The following is a 25,141-nucleotide window of genomic DNA, read 5'->3' as shown; positions in this document are numbered from 1 at the left end:
CACATAGTAAAACTACTGGTTTTACCCCCTAATACCCCTTAATGGGCACTTGTTTTCTCAATTTACAAAATTTCGCTATTCAATTGTAACATTACATACTCTCATCCGACTCATTTATAAAATAAAATACTAGAAATCATGCAAGCACACGAAATAGATTATCAGATTTTTGGAGAAGAAATGCAGTATGTGGAAATAGAACTGGATCCGCAGGAAATAGTAATTGCCGAAGCAGGCAGTTTTATGATGATGGAAAACAACATTCAGATGGAAACCATTTTTGGCGATGGTTCTCAGCAACAAGGATCAGGTTTATTTGGAAAGCTTTTGAATGCTGGAAAAAGAGTTCTTACTGGAGAAAGCTTATTCATGACAGCATTTCTGAATCAAGGAAACACCAAAAGCAAAGTTTCGTTTGCTTCACCCTATCCTGGAAAAATTCTTCCAATTGATTTAAGACAATTTCAAGGAAAGTTTATCTGTCAAAAAAGTTCGTTTTTATGTGCTGCCAAAGGTGTTTCGGTTGGAATTGAGTTCTCCCAAAAACTCGGTCGCGGCTTATTTGGAGGCGAGGGTTTCATTATGCAAAAAATTGAAGGAGACGGTATGGCTTTTGTTCATTCGGGAGGAACAATGGCCAAAAAAGAATTAGCACATGGAGAAGTTCTAAAAGTCGATACCGGCTGTATCATCGGTTTTACGAAAGATGTCGATTATGATATTGAATTCATTGGTGGAATCAAGAATTCTGTTTTTGGAGGAGAAGGTTTGTTTTATGCAACCTTACGCGGTCCCGGAACTGTTTACATACAGTCATTGCCTTTCAGTAGATTGGCGGACAGAATCATTGCATCGGCACCAAGGTCAGGTGGAAACAGTCGTGATGAAGGAAGCTTGCTTGGCGGATTGGGTAATCTTTTGGATGGTGATAATCGATTTTAAATTTTTTATAAATAGTAAATTGCTAACGGCTTTCAGAAATGGGAGCCGTTTTTATTTTAATGGAAGCTGAATTTGTGGCAATGGTTCACAAAGTGTTTTGTTAACGATTTTCTCTCTCATTAATTTCTTCTTGTTGAAATGCCTTGAAATGTTTTGAATGATTTCAGTGTAGTTGTCAGTCCCATCTTCTTTTTGATGATAAAAAACCTTTATTGATATACAATTCGGATGTTCAAAAATTGTATTAAGCATAGTTCTATCTGACAATCCGCAGGAATGTCCCATTATATAAACTTGGAATTTTTGATCGCTTTCTACAAAATCTAAAAGACTTTTATAATTTGAATTTTGTAGATATTGAAACGACTTGAAATTTCTTAAATATTCATTATCATCAATATTTTCAATCAATTTATAATCATCATCCATTTCATCTCCAAAACCAAAATTAACTTTATTAATAGGGGCGTTTAATTTACCGTGTATATAATTTATTTGTTTAGGGTATGGAAATCTAACAAAATACTCATACACAACTTGCGTATAATTAAAACTCAAAAAGTGTGTTATAAGATTATAATTTTCATTTAATTTTCCTAAAAATTCTTTAACATACAATTGATCACAATATTGAAATTCTTTTAGAAATTCTTTTTCATCAAATCGATTTGCTAATTCTGGCAATAAAATATCATTAATGAGACTATTTCGACACAAAGTAAAATCATATTGTTCATCAATTTTTTCTTTTAAATATCTTTCTAAAAGATTTTTGACTTGTTCAAATTCTTTATTTAAAATTATCGTTTGTTGCTTTTTTTCTGCAATTGTTAAAGTGCTTAATTTCACAATTGTTTTTAACTCTCTATAGTACTCATTTTCAATATCAACCCAATTTTCAGAATTTTTTTTATTAATTAATTTAAAAAAAACATTTCTGAATGCAAAAATAATACCCTGCTCATTACTACAAACAAAATTATCTATTTCATATGCATGTCAATTCCCTTTTGCATAATTTTTTAAACTCAATTTGAAATCATTAAAATTCTCAATCCGATTAGCTCCATTGTAATATCCATTATAAAAATCATGTGTAATTACCAATTTTTTATATTCCTCACTTTTACATTTATCTTTAAAATTTTTCCAAAAATCATTAATAAAATCTCTATAAGAAGTTGGTAATCCATGTGCTAAATCAAAACCGTTCCCAATAATTACAAGTCTATTCATATTTTTAAAATGCTTTCCTCAAATGTAGCATTTAGGAAATTAAAAAATTAATTTTGTAATGTAATCTATTAACATAATTCTTATTACATTGGAAACACTTCTCTACAAAAACACTCAAATTTCATACTCAGATACAGGCAAAGGAACTGCAGTAGTTTTATTGCACGGTTTTTTGGAAAACAAAACCATGTGGGATGTTTTTATTCCAGAATTAAGTAAAAAAAATCGAATCGTAACCATTGATTTATTGGGACATGGCGAAACCGAAAGTTTAGGTTATATCCAAACCATGGAAGAAAATGCCGATGTGGTTCATGAGGTTTTGTCTAAACTACGAATTCGAAAAGCCATTTTTGTGGGACATTCAATGGGAGGATATGTCGCTTTGGCTTTCGCCGAATTGTATCCAGAGAAAATGAAAGGATTGGTATTGCTTAATTCTACTTCCAAAGAAGATAGCTCCGAAAGAAAGAAAAACAGAGACCGAGCCATCAAGGCCGTCAAAAAAGATTACGAAACGTTCATCCGTTTGTCTATTGCGAATTTGTTCAGTGAAGAAAACCGAGAAATCCTTGTTAAAAAAATCGAAGCAGTAAAAATCCAAGCTTTGAAAACTCCCTTACAGGGAATCGTGGCTTCGCTTGAAGGAATGAAAACACGAAAAGACAGAGAATTTCTTTTGCATACAGAAACTTATCCAAAACTATTAATTTTAGGAAAAAAAGATCCTGTTCTTAATTATGAAGAAAACTTGGAACAAATAAAAAACACAGATGTTGAATTGGTTACTTTTCAAGATGGACACATGAGTACTATTGAAAATCAAATCGAACTACTCACTGTTTTAGCTAACTTTTTTAAGGGGATTTAACCAAAGTTCAAATTATTGCTTTTCATGCGATCCTTTCGCGTTCTTTGTGGTTATACCTTCTCCTCAAAAGGAATTGTCACATCCAATATTTCATTTAATAATAAGACAATTTGTTCCAAATAATTAGATTGGATTTCATTATTTATAATTGCAATACTCTCTTTTTCTTCTTTAAAATTGAAAGGTAAAAATCCAGATTTTAAGTTTTTAAAAGAAATAATTCCAGCTTCGATAGGTTTTTCATTGGCATTTTTCTCATACATATAGGCATACGCCAAAACCTGAATGATCTTATCGTTTTTAATATCATTCGTCAATTCTTTCCAGGATTTAAGGGTGACACTCGCTTTTTCCACTTTACCCGTTTTATAATCAATAATTCTGATTATTCCATTGCGTTCCTCAATTCTGTCAACATTTCCTTTTATTAAAACAGGGAAAGGCAAACTTAGATGTTGAACTATTCTTTCGAATGTTTTTTCTAATTCTAGGATCTTTATGGCATCTCCGTTTTTAATACTTTCCAATTCTACTTTTAAGAAGTTAAAAACATTGCGTTTTGCTACTTCAAAAGCCAAAAGATTCCTTCCTTTTTTTATTTCACCTTCTTTATAGACCAACTTGAATTGAATCAAAACTTCAGCATCAATTTTTTTGATACAATTTTGGATATCAAATTCAGAAATAAATTTATTAATAAAAGGTTCATATAAAACTCTTAAAGTCTCGTGAATTATAGTTCCTAAAGTATTTAATGCAATATTTTCCTCTACTTCTTCGACTTCGCTAATCCTTAAAATCTTTTGAAAATAAAACTGAATCGGATTTCGAATATAACTCGTTAATGCCGATGGTGAAAATCCTTTTTCGGCTATTTCTTTCAAACGCATCATCACTTTCTCCGATTTTGGAATAATCATTGGCGAATATGCGGTCTCTGGTAAAACGGCATTATAAATTTCATGATTTAGATTGTGCTTGGACTGTTTCTCAACTTCTAATTGCGTGATAAAACGGCTTTTTTCACCTGCATCCAAGCCGTCACTTTCGGTATTATATAATAAATAGATGTTTTTGGCACGTTGCAGTAAATGATAAAAGTGATAGGTGTAAATTGCATCTTTTTCTTTGAAAGTAGGTAATCCTAATTCACGCTTTACATCATATGGAATAAAAGAGTTTTGTGATTTACCTGCGGGAAATTTGCCCTCATTCATAGAAGTGATAATTACCGTTTCAAAATCCAAAACCCGGCTTTCGAGGACACCCATAATCTGCAATCCATTTAAAGGTTCTCCTTCAAAAGAGACTTCTGCCAAATCAATTACTTGTTTATAAATGGCATACAATGTCTCAATCGTGTCAATTTCTTTATGCTGTGAATAATAATTAATCAGTTTATTGATTACTTTAAAAATGGCATAAACAAAAGTTTTTGCTATTTTTTCCTCTTCATTTTCATTGTTCAAATTATTTTTAACCTTTAGCAACAAACTAGATATTATTTCCAAAACGGCAATAGATCCTTTCTCCCATTTTTGGAATACAAGCAAAAATAAATCATTGCTATTATCGTTTAATTCCAATAATTTATGATGACTGATAAAGGTATAATTGTTTTTATTGATGATCCCAACCAAAGTACTTGTGTTTGCATACGGCTCAATTAGCGGATGTGTCAATATATCCAATACATCTTTATAATAAAAGACATAGTTGCTGTTGCTTCTTGACAATGCGTTGGTGTGCATTTTAAATAATTTGGCAATCAGAATTTGGGCTGGATTGTTTTTACTAGAATATCCCATCGTAATATTCAAAGCGCCAACAGTATTTGGCAGAGAATACAACAGTGGAATCAATAAATTTTCTTCACCCAGAACGATAGCTACTTTATCAAGAGATGAATCTGGATTTTCAATGATGCACTTTTCAATAATACTTCCAGAAATTTTAGCCTGGCCTATAGTTTTTGGTGTACCAATAACTTGAATGTTTTTAGTAGTTGAGAAGTCATCAACTATCCATTCAAATGGATTTGATTTATAATGTTTCCAACTTTCTTTGAAACGGCGCAAAAATAGACCAGCATCATGATAGGGATCATTTAAAAAAGTTTGATCTGCATCCCAATAGATTTTAGCCAAATCTAAGCTTATCAGTTGTTGAATTATTTTTTCTTCAGAAGCATTCAATGCGTTAAACCCTGCAAAGACAAATTGTTTTTCTTTAATTGAATGGGAATAATTAACAATATTGCGTACTGCTTCCCGATAAATTAATCCTTGATATCCAATTCCTTTTTTTAATAGATGTTTATATAATGATTGATAGTATTTGGGGAGTAATTTCCAAAAATCAATATAGTTTTCGAGTAACTGTGTTTTATTTTCAACTTCAATTCCCCATTTTTTAATGTCTTCAATATCTTTCAGATAGGATAAAACATAATCTGAATCTAATAAATAACGGTCAATTTCATTAAAATCCTGAAGCAGAGTTTTTGCCCAATTTGCAAAAGTTTCAAAAGATTGTTGATTCTTTTTTTCAGTAATTGACAAATAGACTTCGTAAAATTCGAAAAGTAATTCTATTGGATCAATTGTTCTTATCCCTGCAATATTTTGAATAAAATCTTCAATACTAATGATTTCTGGAGAAAAAATATTCTGATCTGTTTGTTTTTTTAATGCTTCAACAAGAAAAATTTTTGCTCTTTTATTCGGTAATATAATAACTGTTTGAGTAAGTGTGTTATTATGATTAGCTAATATTGTGGTTGCGATTTTATCTAAAAAAGTAATATTTGTCATTTTATAAATATAAAAAAAGCCATTCAATTAAGAATGGCTTTTTAAAATTATTTAGAGAATCGATTACAATTTACCTTCGTATACTGTACCTACGTGTCTAATTTCTGTTCTTCTGTTAAGTGCTCTACCTTCTTTAGTTTTGTTAGTAGCAACTGGTTTAGTTGAACCAAAACCAGCTGAAGTTAAGTTAGCAGGGTTAACACCTTTTTCAATTAACTTATCCATAACAACTTTAGCTCTGTCTTCAGAAAGTTTTTGGTTTACTTTAGCGCTACCAGTACTATCTGTGTGACCTTCGATAGAGAATTTAGCATTAGGGTAGTTTTTAAGGATTTCTTTAATCGCTTCTAATCTACCATCTGTAGCTCCTTTATCTGCAGTAGCTAAAATAGCTTTTCCAGTTACGAAGTATACAGCTCTAGCTTGTACTTTAAGTTCTTGTAATACTTGCTCAGTTACTTCTGGACATCCTTTGTTACTTGCAGGACCAGGTACTGTAGGACAAGCATCTTCTTTGTCAATTACACCATCTTTATCAGAATCTAATTCAGGACATCCACCGTTTGAAGCTGGACCAGCAACTGTTGGACATTTGTCTGAAGCATCTGTTACACCATCTCCATCAGTATCAGGACAACCTTTGAATTGTTTTAAACCTGCAACAGAAGGACATGCATCATCAGGATCAGCTACACCGTCACCATCTGTATCAGCACAACCTTGGAATTCTGCTGTACCAGCAACTGTTGGACATTTGTCTGAAGCATCAGTTATACCGTCACCATCAGTATCAGGACAACCATTGAATTCTTTTAAACCTGCAACCTCTGGACAAGCGTCATCTTTATCGTAGATTCCGTCTCCATCTGTATCCTTAGCACCAAACTTGAAAGTAATACCTGCAGAAAATTGAGAATAACCAGGTTTGTCAGGCGTGTTAGTATTAGGGTAATCTCTTTCTCCAAATTCGAAAGGTTGCTTGTAAGTACCTAATAATGAAAGACCTACATTTTCTGTAAACCAAATATTTAATCCAATAGCAGGGTTAAAATTAGCATAGCTTTCATCACCTAAGAAAGTATAACCTACACCAACACCTAAGGTCGGCTCTAATACTTTAGATTTAATTAAATTCATGAAGCTATAAGAAATTGATGCGTCAACACCATAGTACATTAAGTCTCCAGGATTTACTACAGCATAATCATTAGGTCCACCTGCAGTTTTTCCAGGAACAGCCACAACATATTTATCAATTTTATTAATTGACCCAGCTATGCCAACTATAAAATTACTTCCTATGTATCTAGATACGTTGATGTAAGAAACAGAAGGAAGGATGTTCCAGTTTTCGCTTACCTTAAAAGGTGTGTGGAAAACATCCAAAAATTCGTTACCCGCACTAGATTGGTAGTCAACCGCGTTTACTCCAAAACCGATTGCCCATTTATTGTTGCTGTCTTGTGCTTGAGAACTTAATCCCATCACCATTGTCGCAGCGACTAAAAGTTTGTTAAGATGTTTCATACTTTGTTGTTTTAATTACAATTAGTTAATTTCAAACAAAAATAGGATGATTTTCTGTAACATCAAAATTATTTGTTAAATAAAACACTCCTTAAGTATAAAATTTAACAGTTATATTACAGCAAGTCTTTGTCCTACAAGTATAAAAGCATGGATTGCCTTATCTAAATGTTCTCTTGTGTGAGCTGCTGATAATTGCACTCTGATCCTTGCTTTCCCTTTTGGAACGACTGGAAAAAAGAATCCAATAACATAAATTCCTTCGTTTAAAAGCTCATTAGCCATTGTTTGCGCTAATTTTGCATCATATAACATTACAGGAACTATAGCTGAATCACCTTCTACTATATCAAAACCAGCATTTTTCATTCCTCTTTTAAAGTAATTTGTATTCCATTCTAATTGATCTCTTAGAGCAGTATCTCTTTGTAATAACTCAAACACCTTTATAGATGCACTAACAATCGCTGGAGCCAATGAATTTGAGAATAAATATGGTCTGGAACGCTGACGTAGTAATTCAATTATTTCTTTTTTTGCTGTTGTATATCCTCCCATTGCGCCTCCTAAGGCTTTTCCCAAAGTTCCTGTAATAATGTCTACACGTCCCATAACTCCTTTGGCTTCTAGAGTCCCTTTGCCTGTTGCCCCTATGAATCCTGCAGCATGGCATTCGTCAACCATAACTAATGCGTCATATTTATCAGCTAGATCACATATTTTATCTAATGGTGCTACAACTCCATCCATAGAAAACACACCATCAGTAACAATTATTTTAAAACGGGCTCCAGATTCATTTGCTTCAATCAATTGTTGTTCTAAATCTTCCATATTACTATTTTCATAGCGATAACGAGACGCTTTGCATAAACGAACACCATCTATTATGGATGCATGATTTAAACTATCTGATATAATGGCGTCGTTTTCCCCAAATAAAGGTTCAAAAACACCTCCATTTGCATCAAAAGCGGCAGCATATAATATAGTATCTTCTGTTCCATAAAAATCCGCTATCTTTTTTTCTAATGTTTTGTGAATATCTTGAGTTCCGCAAATAAAACGTACTGAAGACATTCCAAAACCATGAGTATCTAATGCATCTTTTGCGGCTTGAATAACTTCAGGATGTGAAGACAATCCTAAATAATTATTAGCACAGAAATTTAAAACCGTTTCACCTGTTGATATTGTAATTTCTGCCCCCTGTGGAGATGTGATGATTCTTTCTTTTTTGAAAATTCCGCTTTCTTCAATGGTTTGAAGTTCTGATTGTAAGTGTTGTTGGATTTTACTGTACATTATGTATAAGTTTAAAATCTATAATAGTTTTAAGAGTAAGATAGCTTTAGTTTTCTTTTTTGAATGTTTTGTTCGGCATTTACAAATGTACCACATCGATTTCGACTCCTATATAGACAAGTACTTTTTTTAGCACTTTGAAGCCCATTTTCTCTATAGCATTTTGGTAATTTTCTAATTGATATTTGTATTTTGGATTAGGAAGTCCTGTTTTATAGTCTAATATAAAAGCTTCTTTGTTCTTGTTAATTACTAATTTGTCTGGTTTAATTGTGCCATTTTCTTTCTGGATGATTATTTTTTCATTAAAAACATCATTTGCTTCATTAAAATAATCCGTCAAATCTTTATGGTTGATAATTTTTAAAATAGCTTCAGCAACAAGTTCTTTTTGAATAATTGCAATTAAACCATCTTCAATAGCTTTATTGATTGCTAAATCGACATCCTTTTTTGTTTCTACAAAAGACAATATTTCGTGAATTGTATTACCAAACTCAATCGCTTCTAATTGATGTGTTCCCCACATTAATGCTTCTCTTTGTGCTATTTTTATATTTTTAGGATTCAACACTTCCAAAACAACAGGGATTTTTTTGGTTGTATCAATATGCTTTTCACTTATGGATAATTTTGTAGAATCCCCAAATTGATATTCCGTTTGATTTTCTTCGTAAATGCCTTGGTGTATCAAATATTTTATAAAAAAGGAAGCCATATTACTTGAATATTCTCCATCCTTTTTGGGTTTAAGATTTTGAGAAATAATATACAATTGCTCTTCAGCTCTGGTTAAAGCCACATATAAGACATTAATATTGTCTAATAATTCCTCTTGCTTTTTTAAATTATAAACAGCTGAAGCTTCTTCTCCAAATTCTTCAATAGCACTACTATTATCAACTAAGACTTTTGGCATGTCAAAATCTTGATCTTCGGAATTAAGCCATAATTTATCTTTTGGTTTTCTAGTATAATCTTCGTCTGCAAAAGGCATAATCACAACAGGAAATTCCAACCCTTTTGATTTATGAATGGTCATTACACGAACGGCATTAGTACCTTCGGGAGAAGGTATGCTGAATTTTTCTGCGTTTTTATCCCAATAATTTAGAAAATCTGAAATTCCAGCTTGATTACGAACATCTCGTTCTAACACAAGATCAAGAAAATATTGAACATAAGCAGTTCCTGAAGGGAGTACACCTAGACTTGGATTGGTTTTTAGAAACTTTGAAATGATAATCTCAACAGCTTCGTACAATGATTTTTTTCTAATATTTTCAAAAGAGAGTTCTATATTGCAATTCTCAAGCCATTTCTCGAAAGCCAACTCCTCTTTTTTATCCATTCCTTCGGCTATAAAATCATGAATAGGTAATTGATTTTGCTTGTTTTGAGCTAAATATTGTAAAAAATTTGCTTTTGATTCTAAATCTGAACTGTTTTTTAAATACTTTAATATGTAAATAATTAATCGAACTTCTGTTGCATTTTGAAGCATCAAAGTTTCTGATGATAAAAGCGGAATACTTTGTTCTGTTAAATAATTAGCAATTGCAATTCCTTGACTTCTTTTTCGGGTGAGGATTACAATGTCTTTATATTCAAAACCCGATGTAATAACTTTATTTATAGTGTTTAAAGTTGCCAGAACATATTGTTCCGTTTTATCCAAAGTTTCTTCTTCATTTGCATCTTGACCATCAAATATTGGCAAAAATGAAATATTTACATAGCCTCCGACTTTATCATTTGTCTTTTGGCGACTGTGATTTTCGTATAAATCTTTATAATCGGCATTATTAAACTCATTAGACAATAATTGAAAAAACTCATTATTGAATTCAATTACTTGAGAATAACTGCGGTAATTTTTGTCTAAATGTTCTAATTTTTTGTCGGGATTGCTGAACGGATTTTGATCTTTACTCAATTCAATAAATTGCTCGGCTTTACCTCCACGCCATCTGTAAATGGATTGTTTTGGATCACCTACAATCATTAAAGTTCCTTTTTGTCCTGAATCATCTTGTCCTGAAAGCGCATTATCAATAAGCGGAATCAGATTTTGCCATTGCATTTCGGAAGTATCCTGAAATTCATCTATGAAAAAATGGCGATAACGTTCTCCCAGTCGTTCATATATAAAAGGAGCTGGTTGATTTTGTATTTCACGATGAATAATAGCATTGAACTCTGTTATTGAAAGTATATTTTGTTCGTTTTGAATTTTATCCAATTCATTACTTACCGTATTTAACAATGATAGAGGAGTAATGTTTCTTAAGAATGCTTTATAGAAATTTCGTTTTTCAAAATTCGCATATATTTCGGCCAGACTTTGTAATAAATCGGGGATTATATTTTCTATTAAAGCCCTGTCTTTTGCTGTTTTATTGATGGCAATGTCTTCGAATTCGTGAAACATTTTATTTTTTGGATTAAATTTTCCGTCAGCAATGCTTTGAAGGTGATTTGGAAAAGTACCTCGAGAAAATGATTTTAAATCAATTGCATTTGTATCTATCAATTGCAATAATGCTTGAGCTAGCGTTGCATTTTCCTTTTCTAGATCTTTGCAAACTTGTATCAGTTTTTCTTTAACAACAATAAAATCGCTTATTGATTTATCCTTAAAATGACTTATTTCATTTCGATTATTCTCATTGAGTACTAATTTTCCAGTTTCTAAAATTTCGCGTGAAATGTCCCAAGATTTATCATCGTCGGTTTTTTCTATGGTGAAATCTACTAGTAATTTGGTCAGAATATCATCTTCACCAGCTTTAGCAATAATTGCATCTACGGCTTCTACCAAGAGATTTTCGGTGTCTAAAGTGACTTCGAAAGTCATAGGTAGTCCTAAGTCGTGAGCAAAGGCACGAATAACTTTGTGTGTGAATTTATCAATAGTAGAAATATCAAATGCAGCATAATTATGAATAATATGCTTGATGATTTGTTGTGACTTGGTTTTGATTTGAATGATAGAAAGTTGTGTATCAATAGCCAAATCCTGCATTAAATCCTGTGCTTTTTTTGAAGGCTCTTCTTTTGCAAATTCAGATAAACTGCCTACGATTCTGCTTTTCATTTCGTGAACCGCTTTGTTGGTAAACGTAATGGCGAGAATATTTCGATAGGCATCATTCTTGTGTGCTGTTAGAATAATTTTAAGGTATTCTTTGACAAGAGCGTATGTTTTTCCGGAACCTGCCGAGGCATCGTAAATGGCGAAAGAAGGTCTTTCCATTTGAATTTTAGATTGTTGATTAACGATTTTAAATTTCTGATTTTACTACTTTTTACTGAAATTCCAAAAGCCCTAGCCCCGATGGAAGGGAAAATCCTTTTTATCTCGATTTTTCATCGTGATAAAAAGATTTGGAATGACAGCGGGAAATAGCTCCTAATTACTATGATTCATGCACTAAAAAGGTTCTATTATTTTACTCGATGAAATTATAACAAAATAGAATTTTCAATTCCAAAGTTAAATGTTTAAATTTGAATAATTTTTATAAATCATTTAAACAACTATATCATGGCTTTTGAATTACCACAATTACCGTATGCGTATGACGCATTAGAACCACATATTGATGCTCGTACAATGGAAATACACCATTCTAAGCACCATAACGCGTACACTACAAACTTGAATGCTGCTATCGCAGGAACAGATTTGGAAGGAAAAACTATCGAAAATATCTTGATAAACTTAGATAAAACTAATGCTGCAGTACGTAACAATGGTGGTGGTTTTTATAATCACAACTTGTTTTGGACTGTTATGACTCCAAATGGTGGTGGATTACCAACAGGTGAATTATTAGAGGCTATTGAAAGTTCTTTTGGTACTTTTGATGAATTTAAAGCAAAATTTGCTAAAGCTGGAGCTACACAATTTGGTTCAGGATGGGCTTGGTTAACAGTACAAAAAGGAGGAAAATTAGAAGTTGTAGGTACTCCTAATCAAGATAATCCATTAATGCCAGAAGTTGCTGGTAACGGTGGAACTCCAATTTTAGGAATGGACGTTTGGGAACATGCTTATTATTTGAACTATCAAAACAGAAGACCTGATTATATTGAAGCATTCTTCAGTGTAATTAACTGGACTGAAGTATCTAGACGTTTTGCTTTAGATAAATAGTTTTAGAACAGAATAGCGTTAAAATATAGAGAATAGACGGATGAACTTTAGGTTTGTTCGTCTTTTTTTTGCTTCATTTTTGAGACTTTATTCCAATAAAAAAGGTGAAATTTTACTTTCACCCTTTTTGCCCCAAATCTACCATAAACTTAACCTACTAAAAATTATGGTATTCAAATATACATTCAAATAAGCTGTTTTAAAATTATTTTCGATTAAAGGTATTTAAAATCGTTTAAAGCATAATTTACTGATATTCAATAGGTTTTGTTGTTGTTTTTTAATTATAAATGAGTTACTAGAAGTCGATTAAATTTTTAAAGTTGACTTTACTCCAATAAAAAAGGTGAAATTTTACTTTCACCCTTTTTGCCCCAAATCTACCATAAACTTAACCTACTAAAAATTATGGTATTCAAATATACATTCAAATAAACTCTTTTAAAATTATTTTCGATTAAAGGTATTTAAAATCGTTTAAAGTATAATATGCTGTTTTTCAGCATGTTTAATTGCTTTTTTTAATTGTAAAAAAGTTGTTTGAAGGAAATGAAAATTTTAAAGTTGATTTTATTCCAATAAAAAAGGTGAAATTTTACTTTCACCCTTTTTGCCCCAAATCTACCATAAACTTAACCTACTAAATTATGGCATAGCAAATATACTTTGATAATCACTAGTTTAAAAATAAACTCGTTGAACTACTTATAAAACCGATGATCGGAAAATTTCTTTAATATGCTCTCGCATCTTTACCTTCATAAAAATTCATAAAAGCTCTGTTTACTACACGATTACCTCCTGGGGTTGGGTAATCACCAGTAAAATACCAGTCACCTAAATTCTTTGGACAAGCGATATGTAAATCTTCAACAGTTTGGAAAATAATCTTCACTTCTGCATTTATATCTGGTGAACTAAGTAATTCGGAAATTTTATCTGAGATTTCTTGTGGTGTAAAAGGTTGATATATTGCTGTAACATAATTTATAACTTCGCTATCTACGAAGTTTTCTTGAGCTTTGCATTTTGCATAAACTTCATCAACAATGTGATACAGATTTCTTTCTTTTAATAACTCCAATGCGGCTTTAAAAGCAACTAGACCTTCTAATTTAGCCATATCGATTCCATAACAATCAGGGTAACGAATTTGTGGAGCCGAAGAAACAATTACAATCCTTTTTGGTTTTAAACGATCCATCATTTTGATAATACTCATCTTAAGAGTAGTACCTCTTACAATACTATCATCAATAATAACAAGGTTGTCAGTTGGTTTAATTACTCCATAAGTAACGTCATAAACGTGTGCCACTAAGTCATCACGGCTACTGTCCTCGGTGATGAAGGTTCTTAATTTAGCATCTTTTATGGCCACTTTCTCAGTACGAATTTTTACCTCCAAAAGCTCTTTTAATGTTTCTACTGTCAATGTATTACGATTGGCGATGATGTAATCGTTTTTACGTTGGTTTAAGAAATCTTGTGCTGCTTCAACCAATCCGTAAAAAGAAGTTTCGGCCGTATTTGGAATGTATGAAAAAACAGTATTGTCAGTATCGCTATCAATTGCTTCTAAGACTGCTGGTAAAATTAATTTACCTAAATTTTTTCTTTCTTGGTAAATTTCAGCATCACTTCCTCTTGAAAAATAAATACGTTCAAATGAACATGCTTTTTTAACTGTCGGAGTTAAAATTTGATTCATGCTAACATTACCATTCTTCTTGATAATCAAAGCACTTCCTGGATCAATTTCTTTTACTTTTTCAAACGGAACGTTAAAAACAGTTTGAATAACTGGTCGTTCTGAGGCTACAACCACAACTTCATCATCTTGATAGTAATAAGCTGGACGTATTCCTGCAGGATCTCTAAATACAAAACCATCACCATGACCTAAAAGCCCAGCCATAGCATATCCTCCATCTAAATTTTTAGAAGAACGAGTTAGTATTTTTGCAATATCAAGTCTTTCAGCAATAACAGGAGAAGCTTCTCTTTTAGAATACCCTTCAGCCTTACAATCTTGGTATAACTGCATTACTTCCTTATCTAGAAAATGACCAATTTTTTCCATTACTGTAACGGTGTCGGCCATTTCTTTTGGGTGTTGTCCTAATTCTATTAAGTTTTGAAAAAGTTCTTTAACATTGGTCATGTTAAAATTTCCAGCTAAAATCAAGTTCCTGTGCATCCAGTTACTTTGACGTAAAAAAGGATGTACACTTTCAATACTATTTTTACCAAAAGTTCCATAACGTACGTGTCCTAAATACAATTCTCCAACATAAGGAATGTTTGCTTTGATCTTTGTAACATCATTTGCATACTCTGGATTAGCAGCCATTTCTTCGCTTATTCTCTCATTAATTTGTTTGAAAACATCTTGTATCGGTTGTGAATGATTAGAACGAACACGGCTTATATATCTTTCACCAGGTTCTACATCCATCTTGATGCTAGCAAAACCGGCACCATCTTGACCACGATTATGCTGTTTCTCCATCATCAAATACATTTTTTGTATACCGTAGAAAGCAGTCCCGTACTTTTCTTTGTAAAATTCAAGAGGTTTTAAAAGTCTAACTAAAGCTATTCCACATTCGTGTTTTAAAGCGTCGCTCATTGTTTTGTTGTTTGTAGTTGTTGGTATTTATTGGTGTCTCTATTTTGATTTTTTAAATTAAATACGAAGCAAATTCGTACTGTAAATTTTAAATATCGACTATGCTAATTAAAAAAAGCCTCATACTGAGGCTTTAGAACATTATATTTCTATATCAAATTGGGTCAGAGATTTAAACTGTTTTAATCTTGAGACCACTTCATCTTCATTTAAATCAATCATTCTTTCAGTTCCAAATTTTTCTACACAGAAAGAAGCTAAATTCGAACCATAAATTATGGCATTTTTCATATTGTCAAAAGAAACGTTTTCACTTTGAGCAATGAATCCTGAAAATCCTCCTGCAAAAGTATCTCCTGCACCTGTTGGATCAAAAACTTCTTCTAATGGTAATGCAGGTGCAAAGAAAATTTCTTTACCATGGAACAATAAAGCTCCATGTTCTCCTTTTTTAATTACCACATATTTTGGTCCCATTGTATGGATTTTAGCTGCTGCTTTTACTAATGAATATTCACCTGAAAGTTGACGGGCTTCTTCATCATTAATAGTAATTACATCTACTCTTTTAATGATGTCTAATAATTCTGGTAAGGCACAATCCATCCAGAAATTCATAGTATCGAGAACAACTAATTTTGGTTTAGTTTCCATTTGATCCAAAACACTGCTTTGTACTAAAGGATGTAAATTACCCAACATTACAATTTCTGCGTTTTTATAATCCTGAGGTACTTTTGGTTGAAAATCAGCCAAAACATTTAGTTCTGTTACTAAAGTGTCTCTTGAATTTAGATCGTTGTGGTATAATCCACTCCAGAAAAAAGTTTTCCCACCTTTAACAACTTCGATTCCAGAAATATCAATATTTCTAGCAGTTAATAAATCTAAATATTCTTGAGGGAAATCATCACCAACTACAGAAACTATCGCTGATTTAACATTAAAAAAAGAAGCTGATATTCCTATATATGTAGCAGCTCCACCAAGAATTTTGTCTGTTTTTCCAAAAGGAGTTTCAATTGCGTCAAAAGCTACTGTTCCAACAATCAATAATTTATTCATTATATGAGTTTCGAATTAGGGTGCAAAGATAGTCCATAAGTTGCAATATTGCAAAGGATGAAGTACTCAAAGTTTTCATAAAAATTTACCCTCTTCTTTTTCATAAAAAGCATCAATAGAAAGTTGCTTTTGCATGGCTGCCATGACGGCTAATTCATCGCATCTTTCGTTTTGAGGATGATTGTTATGCCCCTTAATCCATTTGAAATCTACTTGATGTTTTTTGTAAATAAGTAAGAAACGTTTCCATAAGTCGGGATTTTTCTTTCCAGTAAAACCTTTTTTTTCCCAACCGAAAACCCATTTCTTTTGTACAGAATCTACAACATACTTAGAATCCGAGACAACTAAAACAGCTGTGTTCTCTTTTTTAAGCTTTTCTAAACCTACAATAACCGCTAATAATTCCATTCTATTATTGGTAGTATATCTAAAACCTTCATAAAATTCCTTTTTATAAGGTTTTCCTACCCACTCCATAACCACTCCATAGCCACCATTCCCAGGATTACCCTTAGCCGCTCCGTCTGTATATATATGTACCTCGTAATTCAATGGTTAGTACTTAAAGATTATTAAGAAGTAATTTTTCTATTATTTCGGGAAAATGTTTTTGCTCGAGTTCATGAATTTTTGCAGCTACCGATTCTGGTGTATCACTTTCGGAAAGAGCAACATTTTGTTGAAATATAATATTGCCTTCATCATAATTTTCATTTACATGATGAATAGTGATTCCAGTTTCAATTTCTTTATTTTCTATTACAGCTGTATGAATATACATTCCGTACATTCCTTTTCCTCCAAATTTTGGTAATAAGGCAGGGTGTATATTTATGACTGCATTTGGATAGGTTTCAATTATATCATCTGGAAATTTTAATAAAAATCCAGCTAAAACTATTAAATCCGGTTGGAATTCAGTAACATTTTGTAATACTTTTCCTGAATTTAGTTCATCTTTAGAAAAAATAACAGTAGGTACAGCCAATTTTTTTGCTTTATCCAGAACTCCTGCATTAGAATTATTTGAAAAAACTGCGACAACAGTTCCTGCTGATCTATTCTCAAAATATTTTATAATATTTTCAGCATTAGTACCCGATCCAGAAGCAAATATCAGTATTCTTTTCATAATTCTATTTTTAAAATTTATGCAAAAAAAGGAATAAAAAACCAAAATAAAGAGGTTTGAGAAATCTTTGTTGAAATAAATTTTATAATTTAGTACACATTTATTCACTAAATAGTTGTTTTAAAATAAAGTTGTTTTATTTTTGCCAACAAATTAAATTCTAAAATTAAAAGATTATGTCAGACATTGCATCAAGAGTAAAAGCGATTATCGTAGACAAATTAGGTGTTGACGAAAACGAAGTTGTAACAGAAGCAAGCTTCACTAATGATTTGGGAGCTGACTCATTAGACACTGTTGAGCTTATTATGGAATTCGAAAAAGAATTTGATATCCAAATTCCAGACGATCAAGCAGAAAACATCGCTACTGTAGGTCAAGCTATCTCTTACATCGAGGAAGCTAAAAAATAATAATTACACACCCGATTTCTGAAATTTTTTAATTTTAAATCGGGTGTTATTATTTGAAAAATTAAATTTTCGATTGTATTTCAATCAAATTATATTTACATTATAATACCCATGTCTCTTTTTAGTTACTTTTTATAGTATAGAAAGCATGGGCTTTATTTGTTAAAAGATAACAAAAATAAAAACGTTATGGTTTTAAGAAGAGTTGTTGTAACAGGCCTTGGTGCTCTTACTCCCATTGGTAATACTGTTGAGGAATTTTGGAATGGTTTAATTAATGGTGTTAGTGGTGCTGCACCAATAACCTATTTTGATGCTTCAAAGTTTAGGACAAAATTTGCCTGTGAAGTAAAAAACTTCAATGTAGAAGATTTTATTGAAAGAAAAGAGGCTAGAAAAATGGACCGTTATGCACAATACGCCATGGTTGCTTCTGATCAGGCTGTAAATGATGCTAATTTCGATTATGACAAATTAGATAAAGATAGAGTAGGTGTTATTTGGGGTTCAGGAATTGGAGGATTGGAAACTTTTCAAATAGAGGTTCTTAATTTTTCAGCAGGGGACGGTACTCCAAAGTTCAATCCTTTCTTCATACCAAAAATGATTGCTGATATAGCGGGTGGTCTTATTTCGATGAAACATGGATTTAGAGGTCCAAACTTCACAACAGTTTCTGCTTGTGCATCATCAACAAATGCTATTATTGATGCTTTCAATTACATTCGTCTTGGTCATGCTGACGTAATAGTAACTGGTGGTTCTGAAGCAGCTGTAACAATTGCAGGAATGGGAGGTTTTAATGCTATGCATGCTTTATCAACCAGAAATGATGATCCAAAAACAGCTTCAAGACCTATGGACAAAGGTAGAGACGGATTTGTACTAGGAGAAGGTGCTGGGGCATTAATCTTAGAAGAATACGAACATGCTGTAGCCCGTGGCGCAACAATATATTGCGAAATCGGAGGTGGCGGAATGTCTGCAGATGCTTATCACATTACTGCACCACATCCTGAAGGATTAGGAGCTAAAAATGTAATGTTAAACTGTTTAAGAGATGCTGGTTTAGAGCCAACGGATGTAGACGGTGTAAATATGCATGGAACTTCAACTCCACTAGGAGATATCGGGGAGTCTAAAGCAATTCTACATGTTTTTGGAGAACATGCTTATACCATGAATTTGAATTCAACAAAATCAATGACTGGTCACTTACTTGGTGCTACTGGAGCAATTGAAGCTATATCCTGTATTCTTTCTTTAAAGCACGGTATTGTTCCTCCAACAATAAATCATTTTACTGATGATGAAAATATCGACCCAAAATTAAACTTTACTTTTAACGTTGCTCAAAAAAGAGAGATGAATGTTGTTATGAGTAATACATTTGGTTTTGGTGGTCATAACGCTTGCGTTTTGGTTAAAAAATTAGATTTTAAAGCTTAAAATGCATTTTCTAAAAAAAATATTCTCAAAATCCCGTTCTCAAGAAGACGGGATTTTTTTTAATGCTATTCAATCTATTCTTGGATTTGAACCAGTAAATATAGATTATTATAAAAAAGCATTTACCCACCGCTCTTCAAACCGTATCGATATACAAGGCAATCCTATTAACTACGAGAGACTTGAGTTTTTAGGTGATGCTATGTTAAGTTCTGTGATTGCGGCCTATTTATTTAATGAAGCTCCACTTGGAGATGAAGGTTATTTAACAAAAATGCGCTCTAAGATAGTAAGTAGAGAACATTTGAATGAATTGGGTAAAGATTTAAATTTAATAGAATTTGTTGAAAGCAAAGTACCAGTACATCATTTTGGAGAAAATATACATGGTAATATATTTGAATCTTTAATTGGTGCTATTTATCTGGATAAAGGATATAATTATTGTGAAAAATTTATTCAAAAAAGTGTTGTAATTCCTTATGTAGATATTACTCGATTAGAAGGGAAAGTAATTAGTTATAAAAGTCTTGTGATAGAGTGGTGCCAAAAGGAAAAAAAACAATTTCATTTTGATATTTTTGATGACAATGGTATTGATGGGCAACGCTTATTTGGTGTTAAACTTAGTATTGATGACAAAGTCATAGCAAAAGCCAGAGCCACATCAAAAAAGAAAGCAGAAGAAAAAGCCTCACAACGAGCTTACTTTGCTTTCCAAGAAAAAATTGAAAGAAAATAGCTAAATGATTATCAAAACTACATCGTTATCGTTAATAAAATATCATAATCATAGTTAGGAAGCGTACTTTTACTAATTAAGATATATTATATTTACAGCTTATTTTTTAATGAATATGGCAATTCATAAATTAGATTTTCAAGAATTTGATGAAATAGACTATAGTCTTATCGCTATTCATACTGCATTAGAAGATTACCGATTGGCTTATTTTATTAATCAAAAACTTCATGTAAATCTGAATAAATCTGTCAAAGAAATTCAAATTACTGATAAAGAAGGGGAAGTTTATTTTTCTAGATTTCATTATTATGAAAAGAAAAAAGATATTTCTTGGGATTTAATACAAAATATAAATAAGGTCATTCAACAAAAAAATGAAGACAATCAAGGTTTGTTTACAAATTTTGATATAGAAGTAGCCAAAAAAGTGTACATGATTCCTGAATTTAAAAAAGTGAATTACTTTTTAAAAATAGAAAACAGTGAAGAAGACACCAATCTGTTGGAAATTCAAAGTGAGCTGAATTCAATAGGTCAAATAGCGACTAACTATATTGTTGATATAAATAAGATAAAATCAAAAAACAATTTAATTTTTTAAAAAAAATGCTTACAAACAAAAAGACCAAAATTGTAGCCACACTTGGGCCTGCATGTAGTACAAAAGAGATCATTAAAGACATGATTGAGGCAGGTGTAAATGTATTTAGAGTGAATTTTTCTCATGCAGACTACGAAGATGTTAAAAACAAAATCAACATTATACGCGGTATAAACGAAGAATTTGGGTACACTACTGGAATTCTTGGAGATTTACAAGGACCTAAACTTCGTGTTGGGGTTATGGAAGATGGAGTTGTTGTTAACGATGGTGATTTGATTACTTTTACAACTGCAGAAGATATATTAGGTACTTCAAAAAAGGTATTTATGAAATACCAAAATTTTCCAAATGATGTTAATCCTGGAGAAAGAATATTACTTGATGACGGAAAACTAATTTTTGAAATTGTTTCAACAGATAAAAAATCAGAAGTTGTTGCTCGTGTTATTCAAGGAGGAGAATTGAAATCTAAGAAAGGGGTAAATTTACCAAATACTAAAATTTCATTACCTGCAATGACTGAAAAAGACATTGCTGATGCTATTTTTGCAATAGAAATGAAATTAGACTGGATTGCTCTTTCTTTTGTTAAAACTCCTAGAGATTTACAAGATTTACAAGAATTAATTGCAAAACACTCTGAATATAAAATTCCAATTATTGCCAAAATCGAAATGCCAGAGGCATTAGAAAATATGGACAGAATTGTTGCTTATTGTGATGCTTTAATGGTTGCCAGAGGTGATTTAGGTGTTGAGCTTCCTGCTCATGAAGTGCCTTTAGTTCAAAAAGAATTAATTCGCAGAGCTAAAACAGCTAGAATTCCTGTAATCGTTGCAACACAAATGATGGAAACTATGATTACCAGTTTAACTCCAACTCGTGCTGAAGTAAATGACGTAGCCAACTCGGTTATGGATGGTGCTGATGCTGTAATGCTTTCTGGAGAAACAGCAACTGGAAATTACCCAGTTCAAGTTATTCAAAAAATGACTCAAATTCTTGAAGCGGTTGAAGATTCTCCACTTATTCAAGTTCCTCAAAACTCTCCACAAGTAAGAACAAATCGTTTTATAACTAAAACAATTTGTCAGAATGCAGCTCTTATGGCTAATGTTATCAAAGCAAAAGCAATTTGTACTTTGACAAATAGTGGTTATACAGCATTCCAAATTTCTGCTTGGAGACCTTCTGCTCATATTTTAGTTTTTACATCTAATAAAAGAATTTTAACCCAACTTAATTTATTATGGGGAGTTAAATCTTTTTATTATGAAAAATCAGTTAGTACAGATGATACTGTTACTGATGTAAATAATATTGTAAAAGAAAAAGGTTTTGTGAAAAAAGGAGATTTCCTAATCAATTTGGCTGCTATGCCAATTGTTGAAAAAGGAATGGTTAATACCTTAAGAATTTCTGAAATAGAATAACTTTTAGTATAATATATCTTTAAAACCGTTTTGTTTCTTCAATGATTCAAAACGGTTTTTTTTATATATAGAAGTCGGACTGGTAATATTTTGTAATTAAGAAGTATTGATTTTTTAAGGTTTATAGTGTAGGTATATTGAAAGGCTTTCTTTTAATGGCCATTTCTCATGCTAATTCATTAAATTTGCAGTCAAAATAAATCTTCAATGAGCAATATTAGAATTACCAAACAATTTAATTTTGAAACAGGTCACGCTTTATACGGCTATGATGGAAAGTGTAAAAACGTGCATGGACATAGTTATAAATTATCAGTTACCGTTATTGGAAAACCAATTACCAATCGTGATAATGTAAAGTTTGGTATGGTTATTGATTTTTCAGATTTGAAAAAAATCGTAAAAGAAGAGATAGTGGATCAATTTGATCATGCTACTGTTTTTAATGAAACTACTCCTCATATTGAATTGGCAAACGAACTAAAATCTCGTGGACATCATGTAATATTGGTAGACTATCAGCCTACTAGTGAAAATATGGTTATCGATTTTTCTCAAAGAATCATTCGTCGTTTACCTGAAAATATTAAACTTTTTTCTTTAAAATTACAAGAAACTGAATCTTCATTTGCTGAATGGTTTGCTAGTGATAATCTGTAATTAAAAAAAAACTATTTCACCTTTATGGAAATCGCTCCTAATAAAAAAATATATTTCGCTTCAGATCAGCATTTTGGAGCGCCAACTCCAGAATTGAGTTTTCCAAGAGAGCAAAAATTTGTCGCTTGGCTTGATGAGGTAAAAAAAGATGCCGAAGTTATATTTCTTCTGGGTGATTTATTTGATTTTTGGTTCGAATATAAAACAGTTGTTCCTAAAGGTTTTATTCGTGTTTTAGGCAAATTAGCCGAAATCCGCGACAGTGGAATCCCAATTTATTTCTTTGTTGGAAATCATGATTTATGGATGGCCGATTATTTTGAAACCGAATTGAATATTCCCGTTTATCACGATAATAAAGAATTTACTTTTGCTAATAAAACATTTTTAATTGGTCATGGCGACGGAAAAGGTCCTGGAGATAAAGGGTATAAACGCATGAAAAAAGTGTTTACTAATCCATTTTCAAAATGGCTATATCGTTGGCTTCATCCAGATATTGGCGTTAAATTGGCACAACATCTTTCGGTAAAAAACAAACTCATTTCAGGTTCCGAAGATGTGAAATTTTTGGGAGATGAAAATGAGTGGCTTATACTTTATGCCAAGCGCAAGTTAGAAACGAAACACTATAATTATTTTGTTTTCGGACATCGTCATTTGCCAATGATTAAATCAGTTGGTGAAAATTCAGAATACGTTAATCTAGGCGACTGGATTTCTTATTTTACTTACGGTGTTTTTGATGGAAATACTTTCGAAGTGAAAACGTTTGATTAAAAACGATTTACTTTAACGTATTTGCCTTGAGGCTCAAATTTTTTACCGCAGAGATTCGCAAATTATAAATCTGCGAAACTGCGGTTTATTTTTTTTACTAATGATTTTCGTGTTCTTCCAAATCTTTTCGTAGATCTAATTTTCTAAATTCAGGAGAAATTAATCCAGTAAAAAGTACAATAATAAGTGTCATACTACCACCAAATACTACAGCAGTAACAGTTCCCATAAGTTTTGCTGTTAATCCACTTTCAAAAGCACCTAGCTCATTGGATGACCCTACGAATATCGAATTTACAGAGGCTACACGTCCTCGCATGTGATCAGGAGTTTTAATTTGCAAAATGGTTTGTCGAATAACCATCGAGATACCATCGACTACGCCACTAAAAAATAGTGCTGCTAGCGAAATCCAAAAGCTTGTTGAAAGTCCAAATATTATAATACATACTCCAAATAAAAAGATTGCAGTTAATAGTTTCATACCTGCATTTTTATTCAAAGGAACATAAGCAGCAAAAAACATCGTTATTATCGCTCCAACTGCTGGAGCGGCTCTTAAAAAGCCAAATCCTTCTGGGCCTACTTTTAAAATATCTAAAGCAAAAATGGGTAATAAAGCGACAGCCCCTCCAAACAAAACTGCTGCCATATCGAGAGTTAAAGCGCCTAAAATGGTTTTGTTAGTGAAAACAAATTTGACTCCTTCTTTTAAACTTTGAATAACTGGTTCTCCTATTTTTGGATTTAAGATAGGTTTCTTTTCAATTTGAGTTAAAATTAATAAGGCAAAAAGAGAGCAGGCAAATACACTACACATTGACCAGTGAACACCGATTAAATGTATTGAGAAACCAGCTACTGCAGGTCCAATCACAGACCCTACCTGCCAAACTGAGCTACTCCATGTTGCTGCATTTGAATACGCTTTTTTCGGAACAATTAAAGCTAAAAGGGAAAACACTGTCGGTCCTAAAAAAGAACGAACAATACCTCCTAAGAATACTAAGAAGTAAATAACATATAAAATAGCTGTTGTTGACAATCCAGTTGTAACCACAGGCCAAGTGATTAAAAATAACCCAAGACTAATTACTGAAAACCCCAAAATACACTTGAACAAAAGCCCTTTTTTTTCATTTTGATCCACTATATGTCCTGCAAATAATGCCATTGCAATGGCTGGAATGATTTCCATTAGGCCAATAATTCCAAGTGATAAAGCGCTGTTTGTAATTCTGTAAACTTCCCATTCGATGATAACAAATTGCATTGACCATGCAAAAACCATAGCGAAACGGATCAGTAAAAAGGTGTTGAATTCTTTAAATCTCAAGGCAGCATAAGGGTCATTCTTCTTCATAAATTCTAA

At 32.1% G+C, this 25,141-nt stretch carries 21 protein-coding genes; 10 read left to right on the top strand and 11 right to left on the bottom strand.

Annotated features, from left to right (window positions below; all coding sequences use genetic code 11):
* Positions 1 to 138: 138 nt before the first annotated feature.
* Complete coding sequence (locus tag ACUN3A_RS08350; protein ID WP_445550834.1) at positions 139 to 942, top strand: TIGR00266 family protein; 804 nt, start codon at positions 139 to 141, stop codon at positions 940 to 942.
* 51 nt (positions 943 to 993) lie between these two features.
* Here ACUN3A_RS08350 and ACUN3A_RS08345 read toward each other — a convergent pair whose 3' ends face one another.
* Both ACUN3A_RS08345 and ACUN3A_RS08340 read right to left on the bottom strand, forming a co-directional pair.
* Positions 994 to 1,860, bottom strand: coding sequence for an AbiH family protein (locus ACUN3A_RS08345; protein WP_445552822.1), 867 nt, complete (start codon positions 1,858 to 1,860; stop codon positions 994 to 996).
* Positions 1,861 to 1,941: 81 nt separating this feature from the next.
* A complete protein-coding gene (locus tag ACUN3A_RS08340; RefSeq protein ID WP_445550833.1) occupies positions 1,942 to 2,178 on the bottom strand; it encodes an AbiH family protein in 237 nt (78 codons plus the stop codon).
* Between the two features lie 88 nt (positions 2,179 to 2,266).
* Here ACUN3A_RS08340 and ACUN3A_RS08335 point away from each other — a divergent pair, with 88 nt between their 5' ends.
* Positions 2,267 to 3,049, top strand: a complete 783-nt coding sequence (locus ACUN3A_RS08335; RefSeq protein WP_445550832.1) for an alpha/beta fold hydrolase — start codon at positions 2,267 to 2,269, stop codon at positions 3,047 to 3,049.
* A gap of 50 nt (positions 3,050 to 3,099) precedes the next feature.
* Here ACUN3A_RS08335 and ACUN3A_RS08330 read toward each other — a convergent pair whose 3' ends face one another.
* The 4 genes from ACUN3A_RS08330 to ACUN3A_RS08315 form a co-directional block, all read right to left on the bottom strand.
* A complete protein-coding gene (locus ACUN3A_RS08330; RefSeq protein ID WP_445550831.1) occupies positions 3,100 to 5,862 on the bottom strand; it encodes a PD-(D/E)XK nuclease family protein in 2,763 nt (920 codons plus the stop codon).
* 63 nt (positions 5,863 to 5,925) lie between these two features.
* Positions 5,926 to 7,389, bottom strand: coding sequence for a thrombospondin type 3 repeat-containing protein (locus ACUN3A_RS08325; protein WP_445550830.1), 1,464 nt, complete (start codon positions 7,387 to 7,389; stop codon positions 5,926 to 5,928).
* Positions 7,390 to 7,500: 111 nt separating this feature from the next.
* Complete coding sequence (gene kbl, locus ACUN3A_RS08320) at positions 7,501 to 8,694, bottom strand: glycine C-acetyltransferase (RefSeq protein ID WP_445550829.1); 1,194 nt, start codon at positions 8,692 to 8,694, stop codon at positions 7,501 to 7,503.
* A gap of 79 nt (positions 8,695 to 8,773) precedes the next feature.
* On the bottom strand, positions 8,774 to 11,950 hold the full coding sequence (locus tag ACUN3A_RS08315; protein WP_445550828.1) for a UvrD-helicase domain-containing protein: 3,177 nt from the start codon (positions 11,948 to 11,950) through the stop codon (positions 8,774 to 8,776).
* Between the two features lie 291 nt (positions 11,951 to 12,241).
* Here ACUN3A_RS08315 and ACUN3A_RS08310 point away from each other — a divergent pair, with 291 nt between their 5' ends.
* The gene (locus ACUN3A_RS08310; RefSeq protein ID WP_445550827.1) at positions 12,242 to 12,853 is read left to right on the top strand and encodes a superoxide dismutase; all 612 of its coding nucleotides are present in this window, start codon (positions 12,242 to 12,244) and stop codon (positions 12,851 to 12,853) included.
* A 733-nt stretch (positions 12,854 to 13,586) separates the two neighbouring features.
* Here ACUN3A_RS08310 and ACUN3A_RS08305 read toward each other — a convergent pair.
* From ACUN3A_RS08305 to purN, 4 genes are all read right to left on the bottom strand, one after another.
* Positions 13,587 to 15,485, bottom strand: coding sequence for an amidophosphoribosyltransferase (locus tag ACUN3A_RS08305; RefSeq protein WP_445550826.1), 1,899 nt, complete (start codon positions 15,483 to 15,485; stop codon positions 13,587 to 13,589).
* Between the two features lie 141 nt (positions 15,486 to 15,626).
* On the bottom strand, positions 15,627 to 16,550 hold the full coding sequence (locus ACUN3A_RS08300) for a PfkB family carbohydrate kinase (RefSeq protein WP_445550825.1): 924 nt from the start codon (positions 16,548 to 16,550) through the stop codon (positions 15,627 to 15,629).
* 75 nt (positions 16,551 to 16,625) lie between these two features.
* Positions 16,626 to 17,105, bottom strand: a complete 480-nt coding sequence (rnhA, locus tag ACUN3A_RS08295) for a ribonuclease HI (RefSeq protein ID WP_445550824.1) — start codon at positions 17,103 to 17,105, stop codon at positions 16,626 to 16,628.
* Positions 17,106 to 17,115: 10 nt separating this feature from the next.
* Positions 17,116 to 17,685: a phosphoribosylglycinamide formyltransferase gene (gene purN / locus ACUN3A_RS08290; RefSeq protein WP_445550823.1), complete on the bottom strand. Its 570-nt coding sequence runs from the start codon at positions 17,683 to 17,685 to the stop codon at positions 17,116 to 17,118.
* Positions 17,686 to 17,861: 176 nt separating this feature from the next.
* Between purN and ACUN3A_RS08285 the strand changes: the two genes are divergently transcribed.
* The 7 genes from ACUN3A_RS08285 to ACUN3A_RS08255 all read left to right on the top strand — a co-directional run bounded on the left by ACUN3A_RS08285 (position 17,862) and on the right by ACUN3A_RS08255 (position 23,769).
* The gene (locus ACUN3A_RS08285; protein ID WP_007137004.1) at positions 17,862 to 18,098 is read left to right on the top strand and encodes an acyl carrier protein; all 237 of its coding nucleotides are present in this window, start codon (positions 17,862 to 17,864) and stop codon (positions 18,096 to 18,098) included.
* A gap of 189 nt (positions 18,099 to 18,287) precedes the next feature.
* Positions 18,288 to 19,547, top strand: a complete 1,260-nt coding sequence (gene fabF, locus ACUN3A_RS08280) for a beta-ketoacyl-ACP synthase II (RefSeq protein ID WP_445550822.1) — start codon at positions 18,288 to 18,290, stop codon at positions 19,545 to 19,547.
* A gap of 1 nt (position 19,548) precedes the next feature.
* Positions 19,549 to 20,289, top strand: coding sequence for a ribonuclease III (gene rnc, locus ACUN3A_RS08275; RefSeq protein ID WP_445550821.1), 741 nt, complete (start codon positions 19,549 to 19,551; stop codon positions 20,287 to 20,289).
* Between the two features lie 115 nt (positions 20,290 to 20,404).
* Positions 20,405 to 20,893, top strand: a complete 489-nt coding sequence (locus tag ACUN3A_RS08270; protein ID WP_445550820.1) for an IPExxxVDY family protein — start codon at positions 20,405 to 20,407, stop codon at positions 20,891 to 20,893.
* 5 nt (positions 20,894 to 20,898) lie between these two features.
* The gene (gene pyk, locus ACUN3A_RS08265) at positions 20,899 to 22,329 is read left to right on the top strand and encodes a pyruvate kinase (RefSeq protein WP_445550819.1); all 1,431 of its coding nucleotides are present in this window, start codon (positions 20,899 to 20,901) and stop codon (positions 22,327 to 22,329) included.
* A 207-nt stretch (positions 22,330 to 22,536) separates the two neighbouring features.
* Positions 22,537 to 22,989: a 6-pyruvoyl trahydropterin synthase family protein gene (locus tag ACUN3A_RS08260; protein WP_445550818.1), complete on the top strand. Its 453-nt coding sequence runs from the start codon at positions 22,537 to 22,539 to the stop codon at positions 22,987 to 22,989.
* Between the two features lie 24 nt (positions 22,990 to 23,013).
* Positions 23,014 to 23,769 (top strand): UDP-2,3-diacylglucosamine diphosphatase, encoded by a 756-nt coding sequence (locus ACUN3A_RS08255; RefSeq protein ID WP_445550817.1) that lies wholly within the window; start codon positions 23,014 to 23,016, stop codon positions 23,767 to 23,769.
* Between the two features lie 97 nt (positions 23,770 to 23,866).
* Here the strand turns inward: ACUN3A_RS08255 and ACUN3A_RS08250 are convergent, their stop codons facing one another.
* Positions 23,867 to 25,132 (bottom strand): MFS transporter, encoded by a 1,266-nt coding sequence (locus ACUN3A_RS08250; RefSeq protein WP_445550816.1) that lies wholly within the window; start codon positions 25,130 to 25,132, stop codon positions 23,867 to 23,869.
* Positions 25,133 to 25,141: the final 9 nt, after the last annotated feature.

This window comes from Flavobacterium sp. WC2509 (assembly GCF_052683105.1).
The sequence above is the reverse complement of the archived record's forward strand: the minus strand, read 5'-3'. Positions and strand labels throughout refer to the sequence as shown.